A 14,720-nucleotide genomic window follows, 5' to 3' on the forward strand; every position below is an offset into this window, starting at 1 on the left:
AACGCAATATGAAAAAGATATTCAATCTCTTTACTTTCCTTGCGGCGCTCCTCCTTGCGACGGCTTGCTCGCCAGAGGTCGATGACTTGTTTGACAAGTCTTCATCGCAGCGCATGAGCGAGGCCATCAATAATACAAAGGATATCCTCACAACACCAGCAGACGGCTGGGTTATGCACTATTATGGTTCGTCCATGTATGGCGGCTACAACGTACTTTGCAAGTTTGATAAAAACGACCGCGTCACTGTGGCAAGTGAAGTTGCTGGCAAAGACTCCACGTTCACGTCACATTACAAGATAGAACAGAGTCAGGGTGTGATACTCTCTTTTGATGAGTACAATGACATCTTCCACTATTTCTCCGACCCGCACAATCCAGATGGAAACGGTGTTGACGGAAAAGGTATGTTAGGCGACTTGGAGTTTCGTGTAATGAAAGCCTCTGCCGACAGCATCATTCTTAAGGGCAAGAAGCACAACAGCCGCGTGGTCATGTTACCATTGAAGAAAAGTACCAATTGGTCTAATTACATTGACGCCGTCCAGAAGCGCTTTGCCAGCATGAAATACAATATTTATGAAGTAGTCATTAAAGGCAAAAGTTACAGGGCTTTGCGCAGCCACCACACTATCTCGTTTACCAACCCAGACAGCCAAGATGAAACACGGCTCAACTTCGTGGTTACTGCTAAGGGAATTAAACTGTACAACCCAGTAACCATAGCTGGTGAAACGTTCTCAGAGTTTATTTATTCTGATGACGATAAATGGGTAGACGCCAACAACAAAAACGTGCTATTGAAGCCTGTTGTACCTCCTATTACCGAACAGTTTGTAAATACCAATTGGTTCTTTGCTTTCAGCAATTTCAGCGCTTACGGTCAAAAATACTGGAATATGATTAAACCTGGAGCTGCAAGCATGGGAGAAAATATCATTAGCGCAGGTCTTGGTACAGAGCTGATCAATAAAGACAAGGGACCACAATTTGGTTTAACATTCGCAAGCAAAGGCGGTGAAGGAACTTTTTGGTGCCAGTACTATTTCACCTATAAAATCATTGGCAAAGACCAAATAAGCATTGGCTTTGAGGGAAAGGGCAATGGCAACGCCAATTTCTATGCCAAAAACGCGGGCTATTTACCTTGTGTGCTACCCTTTGTCAATAATGTCAATAAGAAGTTTGTAGACCGTGTGTTCAAACTTGAGACTGACAATCTCAAGAATCCGACCTACATCAAGTTTACTGAAGTTGACAATTCTGAAAACACTTTCACGGTTACTCGGAACAAAGTTGTAGATTTCTTTGCCAACTAAGGACAGAAATTAATCATCATTTAACGTTCCTCACAAGGTTGTTCATTTGCAAGAGTGGAAAATTTTGTGAGGAATGTTTTTTAGATTGCCTAATGAGTGATGTTATGTCAGATGTGGCATGAAATAATTATCGTGTTTTCGCTCATGACGAGAAGCTAAAGCATTCACTTGGATGTAATCAGCTACTTATTTCTTCCATTCCAAAGGTAGTTCGTGGTGGAAAAGAAAGAAATGGAATGCAAGGAGAAATCTATAGAATGGCGAGGGCTTACTTTGTAGAATGATAAAAACAAAGATTTTCAGTAGGATTCTGTATCTTAATGCTCAGCAAATCAGATTTAATGCTTATCTTTGCTTTTAGAATATAGAAGTTTGCGTATTGAAGAAGGCTTGACGCTTTTAGTTGTGCGAGCTTCGCAAAAATAACATCACATGAAGTTAGTCAGACCCAAGAAAAATTTAGGCCAACACTTCCTGACCGATTTGAATATTGCAAAGCGAATTGCCGATACGGTGGATGCTTGTCCAGATATACCCGTTCTTGAAGTAGGACCAGGGATGGGCGTGATGACCCAGTATTTGGTGGAGAAGCCTCGTGAAATCAAAGCTGTTGAAATTGATAGAGAGTCGGTAGCGTTCCTGCATACCCACTTTCCAAAACTGCAGGGCAATATTATAGGTCAGGATTTTCTTCGCATGGATTTGCAAGAAGTCTTTGATGGACGTCCTTTTGTCTTAACGGGGAATTATCCTTATGACATCTCCTCCCAAATCTTTTTCAAGATGCTTGAAAACAAAGAGTTCATTCCTTGCTGCACAGGAATGATACAACGAGAGGTGGCTTTGCGCATTGCTTCGGAGCCAGGGCATAAGACTTACGGCATTTTATCAGTATTGATACAGGCTTGGTACGATGTAGAATATCTTTTCACTGTTGATGAAGGTGTGTTCAATCCGCCCCCCAAAGTAAAAAGTGCAGTTATCCGAATGACTCGTAATGCGACCACTGATTTGGGATGTAATGAGCAATTGTTCAAACGATTAGTGAAAGCCGTCTTCAATCAACGTCGAAAAATGCTCCGTGTAAGCCTGCGACAGCTATTTACAGGCAACAATGCCTCTGCCGAATTTTATGCGGGAGAGTTGATGACCATGCGCCCCGAGCAACTCTCTATCCAACAGTTTGTTGACCTGACTAATCGGGTAGAGGTAGAATTGCACCGAGTTCAGGCTTCAAAACAGTAGCCTTCCTTCAAATCAACATCAAGGCACGGAGGGTAGAAAGCGAAGAAGGCTCAGCTGCTGTCATCTGAAATGCTCGCTGCAGGTGGGATGTGCGAACGCACAACTCCGTTAGTAGAAACCATGGCGAGCGTACTCGTGATGGATATTTTGCACTTCCCTCTCTTCTTTCGAGCCGATTCGACAGGACGAATGTAAGCTGTTCATCCAGCTGACCCGCCTTTGTCTGCTCCCATAATTATTTCTATAAAACAGTTGTATAATTCGGAATAAATCCCTATTTTTGCATAAAAGAGACTTCGCCTTAGCAATTTCAGGCAAGCCTGATTGCGTTCGGCTCGTATTCTTTTTGCATAAGATAGGCTGCGCCTCACCAAAATAAGTAAACTTTTTTTGGTTTCGGCTTGCACTATTTTTACATAAATAGGTTATTGAAACGTCCTTTTTATGGATGAATTTTCTTGAACAGCCTCCATTTTTGAAAACAATAAAACTAATACAATACAGAATATGATAGACGTAAATGCTACATTGAAAGAGGCAGAAGAGCGTATGCAAATGGCTGCCACATACTTAGAAGAGTCTTTGAGTCGCGTCCGTGCAGGACGAGCAAACGTAGCTATCTTGGATGGAGTCATGGTAAACTCGTATGGTTCCATGGTGCCACTTAACCAAGTTGCAAACGTTTCGGTACCCGATGCACGTACCATCGCCATTAAGCCATGGGACAAAAAAGCCATCAAGGACATTGAAAAGGCGATTATGGACTCTGATGTGGGTATTACTCCCGAGAATAACGGAGAGATTATTCGCTTAGGTATTCCACAACCCACCGAAGAGCGACGCCGTGACTTAGTGAAGCAATGCAATAAAATTGGTGAGAAAGCCAAGATTGAAGTGCGTAACGTGCGTTCTGAGATTAAAGACAGACTGAAGAAAGCCGTTAAAGATGGGCTTTCAGAAGATGCTGGAAAGGATGCCGAGAATGAATTGCAGAACGTTCACGATAAATATATCAAGAACGTAGACCGTCTGCTTGAGGAGAAAACAAAAGAAATAATGACCGTCTAAAAGCGATGTGTTGGCGAATGGAAAAGCAAACAAACCGCTTGTCCATTCGTCAATTTCCTTGCTTTCTTTTTACACATCAACTTGAATCACATTCATGCACGGATTGGTTGTTAAGAATACGGGTAGTTGGTACACCGTAAAGACAGACAGTGGACAACTGATAGATTGTAAGTTAAAAGGTAACTTTCGTCTCAGGGGCATACGTAGCACTTCGCCCGTTGCCGTTGGTGACTTTGTGCAAATAGTTACCAACGCTGAGGGTACGGCAATGATTACGGCAATTGATGACCGAAAAAACTATATCATTCGCAAATCCCCCAATCTGTCAAAACAAAGCCAAATTATTGCTGCCAATCTTGACCAAGCTTTTTTATTGGTCACCATTAAATATCCCGAAACATCTACTATTTTTATCGACCGCTTCTTGGCTGGGGCAGAGGCTTATCGCATACCCGTGGTGTTGGTTTTTAACAAGACCGATTTGCTGAATGAAGAGGAACACCATTATCAACAAATGATGATGAACCTCTATGAAACCATCGGTTATCATTGTGTTGAAATCTCCGCAGAGACAGGACAAGGAATGGAGGTTATCGATGCACTATTGGCTCAAAAAGTAACCCTATTGAGTGGAAACAGTGGGGTAGGAAAGTCTACACTCATCAATGTACTCATCCCTCATGCCGAACAACGCACCGCCGAAATTAGTGATGCGCATGGCACAGGCATACACACCACCACCTTTAGTGAGATGATAGCACTTCCACACGGTGGTTATGTGATTGACACGCCAGGTATCAAAGGCTTTGGAACTTTTGATATAGAGCCAGAAGAACTGACCAGTTATTTTAAGGAAATCTTTGCCTTTTCGAAAGATTGCAAGTTCAATAATTGTACCCATACGCACGAACCGGGGTGTGCAGTGCGCACGGCTGTCGAAAACCATTATATCTCCGAAAGTCGCTACCAGAGCTACCTTAGCATGCTGGACGACAAGGAAGAGAACAAATATCGTGAGCCCTATTAGCCAAAGATTCTCTGCAATTCTTCTTACCTCTGTGCTTTTAGCAATCTATTGCATTGCTATCACCTAACAATTCCAAAGGGTTATGGGTCTAAAGTGATAGCGTTCGGTTTTCAATCCCTTGTTCTTTATTTTTTCTTCTATCACGAGAGGGAGTCCGTATCAACAATCATGTGCCCTTTGCCTCCTTCGGCAAGACAGTCTGAGAGTCGATGAGCTGTCTTTTTTCACCTTCTTTTCACATGTATGAATTTTTAGTTTCAGCCATTAAGCTTTTGCTAAAAATGCTTTGTAGACTTGGCACGTTCAATGATTTTTTGTATATTTGGGTCATCCTTCACCTACTAATTTAATGATGATTATGGAAAATAAGGAAATAAATTTTGTTGGGATGAGCATCAACGGTTTTGTGATGTTGCTTGTCTTTTTTGTGCTTTTAGCCATTAGTATCTGTTTGTTTGTCATGGGCATCGATACCAGCGTCGCCCTCTCCGTGATAGGCAGCGTGCTTTTTGTTTTAGACTTAATCCTCTTGGCTGGTTTTGTACAGATAGAGCCCAATGAAGCCAGAGTAATGATGTTCTTTGGAAAGTATAAAGGCACCTTTAAGAAAGTCGGCTTCCATTGGGTGAATCCTTTTATCACCACAAAGAAACTATCGCTACGCGCACGCAATCTGAATGCCGACCCCATTAAGGTTAATGATAAAGTGGGCAATCCTGTGATGATTGGTTTGGTGTTGGTGTGGCGCCTGAGAGATACCTACAAAGCGGTTTTTGAAATAGATTCGCAAACTATGGCTAACGGTATGCAGGGAGAAACGCTCAAAAATGTGAATTCAATTATGCGTGCCTTTGAAAATTTTGTTATGATTCAAAGTGAAGCAGCACTTCGACAAGTCGCCGGTCAATATGCTTATGATTCGAATGAAGTAGATAAGGATGAAATCACTTTGCGCGATGGTGACGAATCTGTCAATAAAGAATTGGAAACGAAGTTAGCCGAACGTTTGCAGATGGCAGGTATCGAAGTGATAGAGGCGCGTATCAATTACTTGGCTTATGCGCCAGAGATAGCAGCTGTGATGCTACGACGTCAGCAAGCTGATGCGGTGATTATGGCGCGTGAAAAGATTGTAGAGGGTGCGGTATCTATGGTAAAAATGGCAGTCGATAGACTCTCGTCAGACCAAGTTGTTAACTTAGATGATGAAAAGAAAGCGGCCATGGTAAGTAACTTAATGGTGGTTTTGTGTAGTGATGATACAGTTCATCCAGTTGTAAATACTGGAAATTAAGATAGTTAGCGAAGGTGGAAGGCGCTGTTTATTGCTTTCTACAGCACCTATCTCTTTGAAGCAGTAAGTGTAGAATCATACGTTGAACACTATCACCAACTACAAAAATGCCAAGAAAGACAAATATCTCTCTTGGCATTTTTGTGTTTTACACGCTTTGTAAGCGCAGTCTTACTGAACCAACTTTAAGTCTGTGTTAGTTCCTTCACCTGCTTCTTCAAAATCTTTAGATACTAAGCGCAGGGTTGTGTCATCGAGTTTGAGGAATGTAACCGAGTCTTCCTTGTGCTCCTGAACACGAACATACTCTTTACCATTGTGCTGAATGAGGTGTGCAATACCCGTGGTTCGAGCCATAGTTTCTGTTCCTTTAGGGGTAACGGCTACTTGCTCGTAAGCAAACTCTGTGATAGAATCTCCATAAAGCTTCAGACTGTACTTGTATGTACCGTCAGCAGCAGGGCCTTCACCAGCATAAGCCATGGTATCTGTGTTTACTACCGTTGCAGAATCTAATGCTGCATCTTGAGAATCTCCTGCGGTTGACTTCTTTCCGTTTGATTGACATGCAGCAAGCATCAAGCCAGCTGCAAACATAATAGCTAATTTTTTCATTTTTATCTTCGTTAGTTTAATAATGATATAATAACTCAAATGTACGAATAATATTTTATATATCCAAGTTAAAAGTCATAAAATTACACTTGAAGGTCATGGGGCTTACATGAAGAAACGTGGTTTATGATGAAAAATCATCTTTATTCTTTTGTTTCAACAACAATGCTAATGCGGTGAAACGGCTGCTGCTTTTTGGTAAAGGCAGGAGTCGTTTTTGTCCTATTGTTTTACCAAAAAACGACCATCTAAAATCTTCAAAATAGAAAAAATGAATAGGCAAACACACTACAAAAATGGGCTGATTTTCACAAAATTGACGGCTTTTTTAGTTCAAACATTGACTTTACGCCCTTGGAAACACTCTTTAAGGGTGTTATTTACATAACATAGAGGCATTAAAGCATGCAAATAGGAGGCTTATCTCAATGCTTTAGTTGCCAAAAAATGGTAAAAATAGGCAAGAAAAGCGGCATGATAGATGTAATATATTCAATAACAATGTGTTACAAACCTTTCTCATAATTCGCGTATTTGCGACCCACTTTACTGTTGGATGATTTCACGCGAGTTATGAGAGGCTCTTTGTAAAGAAAATTCAGCATTAATGAGCCTTCCATGTGGCATACATCAATATGACTTACGTTGCTTCGTTGGAGTTGTTCGTTGTATAAATATGAGTCTTCATTGAAAGAGCTGCGCATGGAAGTCAAAAATCGTGATGTATAGACAGTATGCGATATTTTGAGAGAACACAGTGGTTCTCTCCTCGTAGACCATAAAATCGCCTTGTAATCATCGCATAACCTGAAATAAATCATTATCTTTGCACTATCAACCACAACATAGATGAAAGGGTTATTGCATTGATGAACATAGATGAAATAAAGGATAAACGTATTGCGGTGTTGCTCTCAGGCGGCGTTGACAGTTCGGTGGTCGTGTACGAGTTGGTACGTATGGGCATACAACCCGACTGCTTTTACATAAAAATTGGACCCGAAGAGCAAGAAGAATGGGATTGCACATCGGAAGAAGATTTAGAGATGGCGACTCATGTAGCAGCCAAATACGGTTGTAAGTTGCAGGTGGTAGACTGTCACAAAGAGTATTGGAATGAGGTGACTCGCTACACTATGGAGAAAGTGAAGGCGGGGTACACGCCCAATCCCGATGTGATGTGCAATCGACTTATCAAGTTCGGTGCCTTTCATGAAAAGATGGGGTATCAATACGATTTGATAGCGACGGGGCATTATGCTCAAACCGAGATAATAGAAGGTAGGAAGTGGCTTACTACAAGTCCTGACCCTGTGAAAGATCAAACAGATTTCTTGGCGCAAATCTATGATTGGCAGCTCAAGAAAGCCCTGTTCCCCATAGGGCATTATCAGAAGGGTGAGGTGCGTAAGATTGCTGAGCGTGAACACCTTATCAATGCCAAACGGAAGGATAGTCAGGGTATTTGTTTCTTAGGGCAAATCAATTACAACGAATATTTGCGGAGGTATGTCGGTGAAAATCGTGGAAAGGTCATTGAACTGGAAACGGGAAAACAGATAGGCGAGCATCGTGGATTGTGGTTCCACACCATTGGTCAGCGTCATGGGTTAGGCTTTGGAGGCGGTCCTTGGTTTGTGGTGAAGAAAGATGTCGCCAACAATATATTATATATTAGTAAGGGTTACGACCCCCAAACCGCCTATCAAAAGGACTTCAAGATACATGACTTCCATTTTTTGACAATGCCTATAGACATGCATCATGTTACCTTTAAGATTCGACACACCCCAGAATTTCACTCAGGTATCATCGAACAAACAGCACCAGATAGTTATACTGTTCATGCAGAGACCGCAATACATGGTGTTGCACCAGGACAGTTCTGTGTGGTTTATGATGAGCAGCACCATTGTTGTATTGGTTCGGGAGAGATTACTGTATGATGACAACGGTTTTACAACAGGAATTTCCTCTCAATGGGAGTAAAAATGCGGAACACTAATTTGTGCAACAATACCAAAATGTTCTTTCTGAACATGAGTGACTCTTTGCAGCCCCGCTATTGTAAACGAGCTCTTCGTCGCGCTTTGAGCAACATGTAATACATAGTTTCTTATCTTTTCTAAATATTTTTCAGCAATGAAAGCAGACATCGATCTTATTATTCACATTCTAAATAAAGCGGGCGTCAAGCCTACTTCCAATCGCATATTGGTGTTGCGCACCATCATTGAAATGAATCGACCTGTGAGTCTCTCCGACTTAGAGAACAACCTGTTGACCTTAGAGAAATCAAGTATCTTCCGTGTCTTGCGACTCTTTTTAAGGAAAGGAGTCATTCACTCCATAGAAGATGGTAAAGGCTTGGTGCGGTATGAAATCTGCACGACCGATAACACGCATGTAGATGACGACATGCACGTCCACTTTTATTGTGAAGTCTGCGAGAAAGTTTTTTGTTTTAAGACGCTACATGCACCAATTCTTGAGTTGCCCGAAGGTTTTCAGGTTCATGCTGTCAATTACATGTTGAAAGGCTTGTGTCCAGACTGTCAAGCGAAGAAAGATTTCCACAGATAACAAAACATTTGAATTTCCGCCCTTTCGAACACGATAAGGGTTTGACACCGAGTTGCATCCCCGTATGGTTACCTTTGCATACAAAACAATTAAATGTATGTACAGACCATTCTTTTATAAGATTATTTTAGGGGGGATGTTTCTTTCAGCTTGTCAAAGCAATCCCCAACAGCATTCAAATTCACCAACGGAGAAAGCAGAGGAGGCTTCGCATGAGCATGCTAACTTGATAGAGTTAGACCAGAAGAAAGCGCAAGCTGCTGGAGTTGTGGTGCGAGAGATAAAGCCAGCTGCCTTTCATGGCGTACTGAAAGTGAGTGGTAAGGTGTTGCCAGCTTATGGTTCAGAAAAGACCGTAGTGGCTACGGTGGCAGGTATTGTGTCAATGCTGCACCCTCTGACCGAGGGAATGTCGGTGGGTAAAGGCACGAGTGTGTTCCGCATTTCCTCTGATCAACTTCCTGAAGGAGATGTTGCACAACGGGCTCGAATTGCTTACGAGACGGCTTTGGCAGATTATAAGCGAAAGAAAGACTTGGTAGCTGATAAAATTGTGACGCAGAAAGAATATTTAGATGCCAAAGCCAACATGGAACGAGCTGCACTCGCTTATAAGGCTTTGGGAAGAAGTAATTCGAGTGGAGTCGCAGTGGTTGCACAGATGTCAGGGTTTATCAAAGAGTGCTTGGTAAAACAAGGTGACTATGTGGACGTAGGGCAGCCACTCATGACGATTTCACAAAACAAGCATCTTTATCTGCGAGCAGAAGTGCCAGAAAGTAGTTATGGTATGTTGAGTCAAATTACATCTGCCAACTTCAAGACCTCTTATAGTCAACAGGTGTATCAGCTGTCCTCTATGGGTGGGAAACTATTGACTTATGGTAAGGCCTCCAGTATGGAGTCGGCTTTCATACCCGTCACGTTCGAATTTGATAATCGCAATGGAGTTGTTCCTGGTGCGTTTGCCGAGATTTATTTGTTGACAACCCAACGCCCCAATGTATTGAGTGTTCCTATATCTGCCATTACAGAAGAGCAAGGAGTTTATTTTATTTATATTCAAGAAGAAGCGACTCACTATCGAAAGCAGGAAGTGAAGTTAGGTGAGTCGGATGGTACACGAGTAGAAATCCTATCGGGATTAAAGAGTGGAGAGAAGGTAGTGATACAAGGAGCAATTCATGTAAAGCTCGCCGCATCTACAATGGAGATACCAGGTCATTCGCATTAATAGGGGGAGAGGAACGTTATGTTAGATAAAATTATAAAATTTTCATTACACAATCGTCTTCTGATATTGGTGTGTGCTGTGGTACTCGTCCTCATGGGCTTGTACAGCGTCCACCGAACAGAGGTGGATGTATTTCCTGACCTCAATGCACCCACTGTGGTGGTAATGACGGAGGCAGAGGGAATGGCGGCAGAGGAAGTGGAACAGTTGGTTACTTTTCCCATTGAGACTTCCGTGAATGGCGCCACAGGTGTGCGCAGGGTACGCTCTTCATCAACAACAGGATTTTCGGTAGTATGGGTTGAGTTTGATTGGGGGACAGACATTTATCGTGCACGCCAAATTGTTTCGGAAAAGCTTTTGACCGTTTCAGAGTCATTACCCAGCACAGTACGCCGACCCACCTTGGGACCGCAATCGTCTATCTTGGGCGAGGTGATGATAGTAAGCCTGACATCGGATAGCACTTCCATGTTAGATCTCCGTACTTTAGCCGACTGGACGATTCGTCCACGACTGCTCTCCATTGGTGGTGTTGCACAAGTTGCAGTCATTGGAGGTGATCAGAAAGAATACCAAATACAGGTGAATCCCCGTAAGATGAATCACTATGGGGTGAATTTGGCAGATGTGATGGCAGCCACTCGAGGCATGAATAAGAATACGAATGGCGGTGTACTCTACGAATTTGGGAATGAATATGTAATTCGAGGGATGATGCCGACTCCTGCTCTTGAGCGCATCGGCAAGACTGTGGTGAAGAAAACAGGCGATTATCCCGTGACTTTGTCTGATGTTGCAGAGATAAAAATTGGTTCGGAAAGTCCCAAATTAGGTGTCGCCTCCGAAAAGGGGAAGCCTGCAGTGTTGCTCACCGTTACCAAACAACCCAATACTGGAACCATAGAATTGACGGAAGTCTTGGATAAGGCGATTGAAGATTTGCAGAAAGACTTACCGGCGAATGTCCATGTGTCTACAGATGTGTTTAGACAGTCGAGCTTTATCCAAAGCTCTATTGACAATGTAAAGGATTCACTCCTTGAGGGTGCGTTTTTTGTGGTGATTGTACTGTTCTTGTTTTTAGCCAATGTACGTACCACCATCATTTCTTTGGTTACCATTCCGTTGTCACTCTTGGTCTCCTTGTTAGTGTTACACCAGTTAGGAGAGAGTGTTAATACCATGAGTTTAGGCGGTATGGCTATTGCCATAGGATCGTTGGTAGACGATGCTATCGTCGATGTTGAAAATGTTTGGCGCAAGTTGCGAGAGAATCATCTCTTGCCTAAAGCCGAGCGGTTGGGTATCCTGAATGTTGTTTACCATGCTTCCAGAGAGGTACGCTTGCCCATCTTGAACTCTACACTGATTATCGTTGCCAGTTTTGTGCCTTTGTTCTTTCTTAGCGGTATGGAAGGCAGAATGTTAATACCCTTAGGCATCGCCTTTATTGTGGCATTGTTTGCATCAACCGTTGTGGCGCTTACCCTCACTCCCGTGCTGTGCAGTTATTTACTTAATGTACACATGAATCAAAACAATGTGAAATGGAAAGAGCCGAAGGTTGTAGATTGGTTGAAGCGACATTACGCAACTGGATTGTCTTGGGTACTCTACCATAAACGAGTAGTGCTATGGAGTGCCTGCGGTGTGCTATTGGCAACCTTGTGTATTTTCTTTTCCTTAGGACACAGTTTTTTACCACCTTTCAACGAGGGATCGTTTACCATCAATGTGAGTTCCATGCCAGGCATATCCTTAGAGGAGTCCAATAAGATTGGTCAGCAGGCAGAAAAGCTTTTACTTTCTATTCCAGAGATAAAGACGGTAGCACGTAAAACGGGACGTGCAGAGTTGGATGAGCATGCGTTGGGCGTGAATATGTCGGAGATAGAAGCACCCTTTGAGTTGACAAATCGTTCACATCAGGCGCTCTTAAATGATGTAAGAGAAAAGCTGTCTACCATAGTGGGGGCTAACATTGAGATAGGGCAACCTATTACTCACCGTATTGATGCGATGCTCAGTGGTACAAAAGCGAGCATTGCCATAAAATTGTTTGGTGAAGACCTCAATAAGATGTATATGCTTGGTGGTCAAATAAAATCTGCCATTGAAGATGTAGATGGCATAGAAGATCTTAATTTAGAGCAGCAAGTGGAGCGTCCTGAGCTGAAAATAGTGCCTCGACCTGAAATGTTGGCGCGCTATGGAATCACAGAACCAGAGTTCAATGATTGTATTGCGGTGTTCTTAAAAGGCGAGCAAGTGTCACAGGTGTATGAAGGAAACAAAAGTTTTAACCTCATCGTACGCTCGGATGAAGAGAGCCGACGTACGATGGCGGATATACGAAACCTAATGGTGGATACCTCTAACGGTACTAAGATTCCATTGAGTAACATTGCAGATATTATCTCTTCCACAGGTCCCAATACCATTCATCGTGAAAACGTGGCTCGTAAAATAGTGATTTCAGCCAATGCCAATGGGCGAGATCTGGGAAGTGTTGTGAACGATATTCAAAAAGAAATCAATGTAAAAGTGAATCTTCCTGAAGGGTATCATATTGAATATGGTGGACAGTTTGAAAGCGAGAAATCTGCCAGTAAGACCTTATTGCTCACCTCTTTGCTGAGCATTGTCGTCATCTTTTTGCTTTTGTATATGCAGTTTAAGAATGCGGTAGAAAGTGGTGTCATTCTTCTGAACTTGCCTTTTGCACTCATTGGAGGCGTGTTGGTTCTTTGGATGACATCTGGCGAAGTGAGCATTCCTGCCATTATCGGGTTTATCTCTTTATTTGGAATTGCCACACGAAATGGGATGTTGCTTATTACTCGCTACAACTCGTTAAGGGAAGATGAGGGACTGACCGTACGGGAGAGTGTGCTAAAAGGTTCTTCAGACCGTCTAAATCCCATCTTGATGACTGCCCTAACCTCGGCGTTGGCGCTTGTTCCACTTGTTTTTCGTGGTGATTTGCCCGGTAATGAGATTCAAAGTCCTATGGCAACAGTCATCTTGGGCGGACTCTTAAGCTCTACTTTCTTAAACGCCTTTATTATACCGATTGTTTATGAGTGGATTTGTCGGAAAGAAATAAGTAATGAATTTATATAAAATGGTCATGATAAAAAGAACAACTATTTTGTGGGCAATCCTACTTTGCGTTTTGTATAGCCAAGCGCAAGGTATTGACGATGTGCTTAAAAGCATTGAAAAGAACAATATAGAATTGCAGGCAGCACAAAAAGACATAGCGAGCGAGGTCGAAGAAATAAAACAAAGCAATACCGTTGAAGGCCTTTCTGTGGAGTATAGTCCATTTATGAGGAGTGGCATTCCTGGCGTTTCCAGTTCCGAACTCATCGTCGCGCAAGAGTTTGATTTCCCTACATTGTATGGCGCCAGGCGATTATTGGCAAAGAAACAGCATCGTGTATTGAACTTGGAGTATCAGACAAAGCGAAGAGATCTGCTACTCGAGGCAAAAATTAAATGTTTGGATTGGATTCAGTTGAATCAGTTGAAGAACGTTTTGGCAGACCGTTTAGAGAAAGCGCAGCGGCTTTTGGAATTGTATCAAAAGCGGTTTGCACATGGAGAGGCTACTATCCTTGAACTGAATAAATTAAAGATGGAACAAATGTCTCTACATGCTGATATTGCCAAGAATGAGGCTTCCCGACAGCGAGTATACCAAGAGTTACTGATACTTAATGGAAATCAACCCCTTCTCTTAGAACATTTGGCTTATCCTTTGGTCATGACCAAGTTTAATGCGGATTCGCTACGCACTCACTTATTGCAAACAGATGCGGAAGTTCTTGCTGCTAAAGGTTATAGAGAAGCGGCTCAACAGCAACTGAAAGTCGATAAAAATAGTTGGTTGCCACGTCTTACTATTGGATATCGACGCAATACTGATGGAGATTTGATTAGTAATGGAGTGCAAATAGGATTTTCTTTGCCGCTTTACACAAACCAACACAAAAAGAAAGCAGCGCAGGCTGCCTTAGAAGGAGCGTTGCTAAGAAAAGCCAATGTGCAAATGAAAGTAAGTAATGAATGGAGGGCACGCCAGAATGAACTCGAACAATTGCGCACTTCTTTGAGCACCTATGATTTGAGTTTTTTACGTCAATCGCTACAAACTCTTCGAAAGATTGTTGAAATTGGCGAGATGTCCTTATTGGATTATTATACGGAGGTCGATAAAATCTATGAGAAATGGCAAGATTATATAAATATATATTGCTGTCCGGTAAAACTTTATTAAACAAAATAATTTAGGGCTGACACTTCTCACGAGGTGTCAGCCCTTTTGGT

11 protein-coding genes are annotated in these 14,720 nt (G+C 42.4%); 10 read left to right on the forward strand and 1 reads right to left on the reverse strand.

Annotated features, from left to right (window positions below; translation table 11 throughout):
- Nucleotides 1–8: 8 nt before the first annotated feature.
- The 5 genes from DEM91_RS04525 to DEM91_RS04545 all read left to right on the forward strand — a co-directional run bounded on the left by DEM91_RS04525 (nucleotide 9) and on the right by DEM91_RS04545 (nucleotide 5,953).
- On the forward strand, nucleotides 9–1,319 hold the full coding sequence (locus tag DEM91_RS04525) for a DUF4302 domain-containing protein (protein ID WP_249858132.1): 1,311 nt from the start codon (nucleotides 9–11) through the stop codon (nucleotides 1,317–1,319).
- Between the two features lie 432 nt (nucleotides 1,320–1,751).
- On the forward strand, nucleotides 1,752–2,564 hold the full coding sequence (gene rsmA / locus DEM91_RS04530) for a 16S rRNA (adenine(1518)-N(6)/adenine(1519)-N(6))-dimethyltransferase RsmA (protein ID WP_249858133.1): 813 nt from the start codon (nucleotides 1,752–1,754) through the stop codon (nucleotides 2,562–2,564).
- A gap of 507 nt (nucleotides 2,565–3,071) precedes the next feature.
- A complete protein-coding gene (frr, locus tag DEM91_RS04535) occupies nucleotides 3,072–3,632 on the forward strand; it encodes a ribosome recycling factor (RefSeq protein ID WP_025071483.1) in 561 nt (186 codons plus the stop codon).
- Between the two features lie 94 nt (nucleotides 3,633–3,726).
- The gene (gene rsgA, locus DEM91_RS04540; RefSeq protein WP_249858134.1) at nucleotides 3,727–4,659 is read left to right on the forward strand and encodes a ribosome small subunit-dependent GTPase A; all 933 of its coding nucleotides are present in this window, start codon (nucleotides 3,727–3,729) and stop codon (nucleotides 4,657–4,659) included.
- Nucleotides 4,660–5,017: 358 nt separating this feature from the next.
- Nucleotides 5,018–5,953 carry an SPFH domain-containing protein gene (locus DEM91_RS04545; protein WP_249858135.1) on the forward strand — a complete coding sequence of 312 codons (936 nt, stop codon included), beginning with the start codon at nucleotides 5,018–5,020 and terminating at the stop codon, nucleotides 5,951–5,953.
- Between the two features lie 171 nt (nucleotides 5,954–6,124).
- Here the strand turns inward: DEM91_RS04545 and DEM91_RS04550 are convergent, their stop codons facing one another.
- On the reverse strand, nucleotides 6,125–6,568 hold the full coding sequence (locus tag DEM91_RS04550; protein ID WP_025071484.1) for a hypothetical protein: 444 nt from the start codon (nucleotides 6,566–6,568) through the stop codon (nucleotides 6,125–6,127).
- 869 nt (nucleotides 6,569–7,437) lie between these two features.
- Between DEM91_RS04550 and mnmA the strand changes: the two genes are divergently transcribed.
- The 5 genes from mnmA to DEM91_RS04575 all read left to right on the forward strand — a co-directional run bounded on the left by mnmA (nucleotide 7,438) and on the right by DEM91_RS04575 (nucleotide 14,670).
- Nucleotides 7,438–8,514 (forward strand): tRNA 2-thiouridine(34) synthase MnmA, encoded by a 1,077-nt coding sequence (gene mnmA / locus DEM91_RS04555; protein WP_249858136.1) that lies wholly within the window; start codon nucleotides 7,438–7,440, stop codon nucleotides 8,512–8,514.
- A gap of 196 nt (nucleotides 8,515–8,710) precedes the next feature.
- Entirely contained in the window at nucleotides 8,711–9,151 is a 441-nt protein-coding gene (locus DEM91_RS04560; protein ID WP_249858137.1) for a Fur family transcriptional regulator, read from the forward strand.
- Between the two features lie 97 nt (nucleotides 9,152–9,248).
- Complete coding sequence (locus tag DEM91_RS04565; protein WP_249858138.1) at nucleotides 9,249–10,385, forward strand: efflux RND transporter periplasmic adaptor subunit; 1,137 nt, start codon at nucleotides 9,249–9,251, stop codon at nucleotides 10,383–10,385.
- An 18-nt stretch (nucleotides 10,386–10,403) separates the two neighbouring features.
- Nucleotides 10,404–13,511: an efflux RND transporter permease subunit gene (locus DEM91_RS04570; RefSeq protein ID WP_249858139.1), complete on the forward strand. Its 3,108-nt coding sequence runs from the start codon at nucleotides 10,404–10,406 to the stop codon at nucleotides 13,509–13,511.
- Nucleotides 13,512–13,518: 7 nt separating this feature from the next.
- Nucleotides 13,519–14,670: a TolC family protein gene (locus DEM91_RS04575; RefSeq protein WP_249858140.1), complete on the forward strand. Its 1,152-nt coding sequence runs from the start codon at nucleotides 13,519–13,521 to the stop codon at nucleotides 14,668–14,670.
- The last annotated feature ends 50 nt before the right edge of the window (nucleotides 14,671–14,720 follow it).

This window comes from Prevotella sp. TCVGH, assembly GCF_023522295.1.
In the GTDB taxonomy this organism is placed as follows: Bacteria; Bacteroidota; Bacteroidia; order Bacteroidales; family Bacteroidaceae; genus Prevotella; species Prevotella timonensis.

What these genes read in the sequence shown, in the direction of transcription:
- DEM91_RS04560 (WP_249858137.1), top strand. Translation starts at nt 8,711, where the DNA reads ATGAAAGCAGACATCGATCTTATTATTCACATTCTAAATAAAGCGGGC.
- DEM91_RS04570 (WP_249858139.1), top strand. Translation starts at nt 10,404, where the DNA reads ATGTTAGATAAAATTATAAAATTTTCATTACACAATCGTCTTCTGATA.
- frr (WP_025071483.1), top strand. Translation starts at nt 3,072, where the DNA reads ATGATAGACGTAAATGCTACATTGAAAGAGGCAGAAGAGCGTATGCAA.
- mnmA (WP_249858136.1), top strand. Translation starts at nt 7,438, where the DNA reads ATGAACATAGATGAAATAAAGGATAAACGTATTGCGGTGTTGCTCTCA.
- rsmA (WP_249858133.1), top strand. Translation starts at nt 1,752, where the DNA reads ATGAAGTTAGTCAGACCCAAGAAAAATTTAGGCCAACACTTCCTGACC.
- DEM91_RS04545 (WP_249858135.1), top strand. Translation starts at nt 5,018, where the DNA reads ATGGAAAATAAGGAAATAAATTTTGTTGGGATGAGCATCAACGGTTTT.
- DEM91_RS04525 (WP_249858132.1), top strand. Translation starts at nt 9, where the DNA reads ATGAAAAAGATATTCAATCTCTTTACTTTCCTTGCGGCGCTCCTCCTT.
- DEM91_RS04550 (WP_025071484.1), bottom strand. Translation starts at nt 6,568, where the DNA reads ATGAAAAAATTAGCTATTATGTTTGCAGCTGGCTTGATGCTTGCTGCA.
- rsgA (WP_249858134.1), top strand. Translation starts at nt 3,727, where the DNA reads ATGCACGGATTGGTTGTTAAGAATACGGGTAGTTGGTACACCGTAAAG.
- DEM91_RS04565 (WP_249858138.1), top strand. Translation starts at nt 9,249, where the DNA reads ATGTACAGACCATTCTTTTATAAGATTATTTTAGGGGGGATGTTTCTT.
- DEM91_RS04575 (WP_249858140.1), top strand. Translation starts at nt 13,519, where the DNA reads ATGATAAAAAGAACAACTATTTTGTGGGCAATCCTACTTTGCGTTTTG.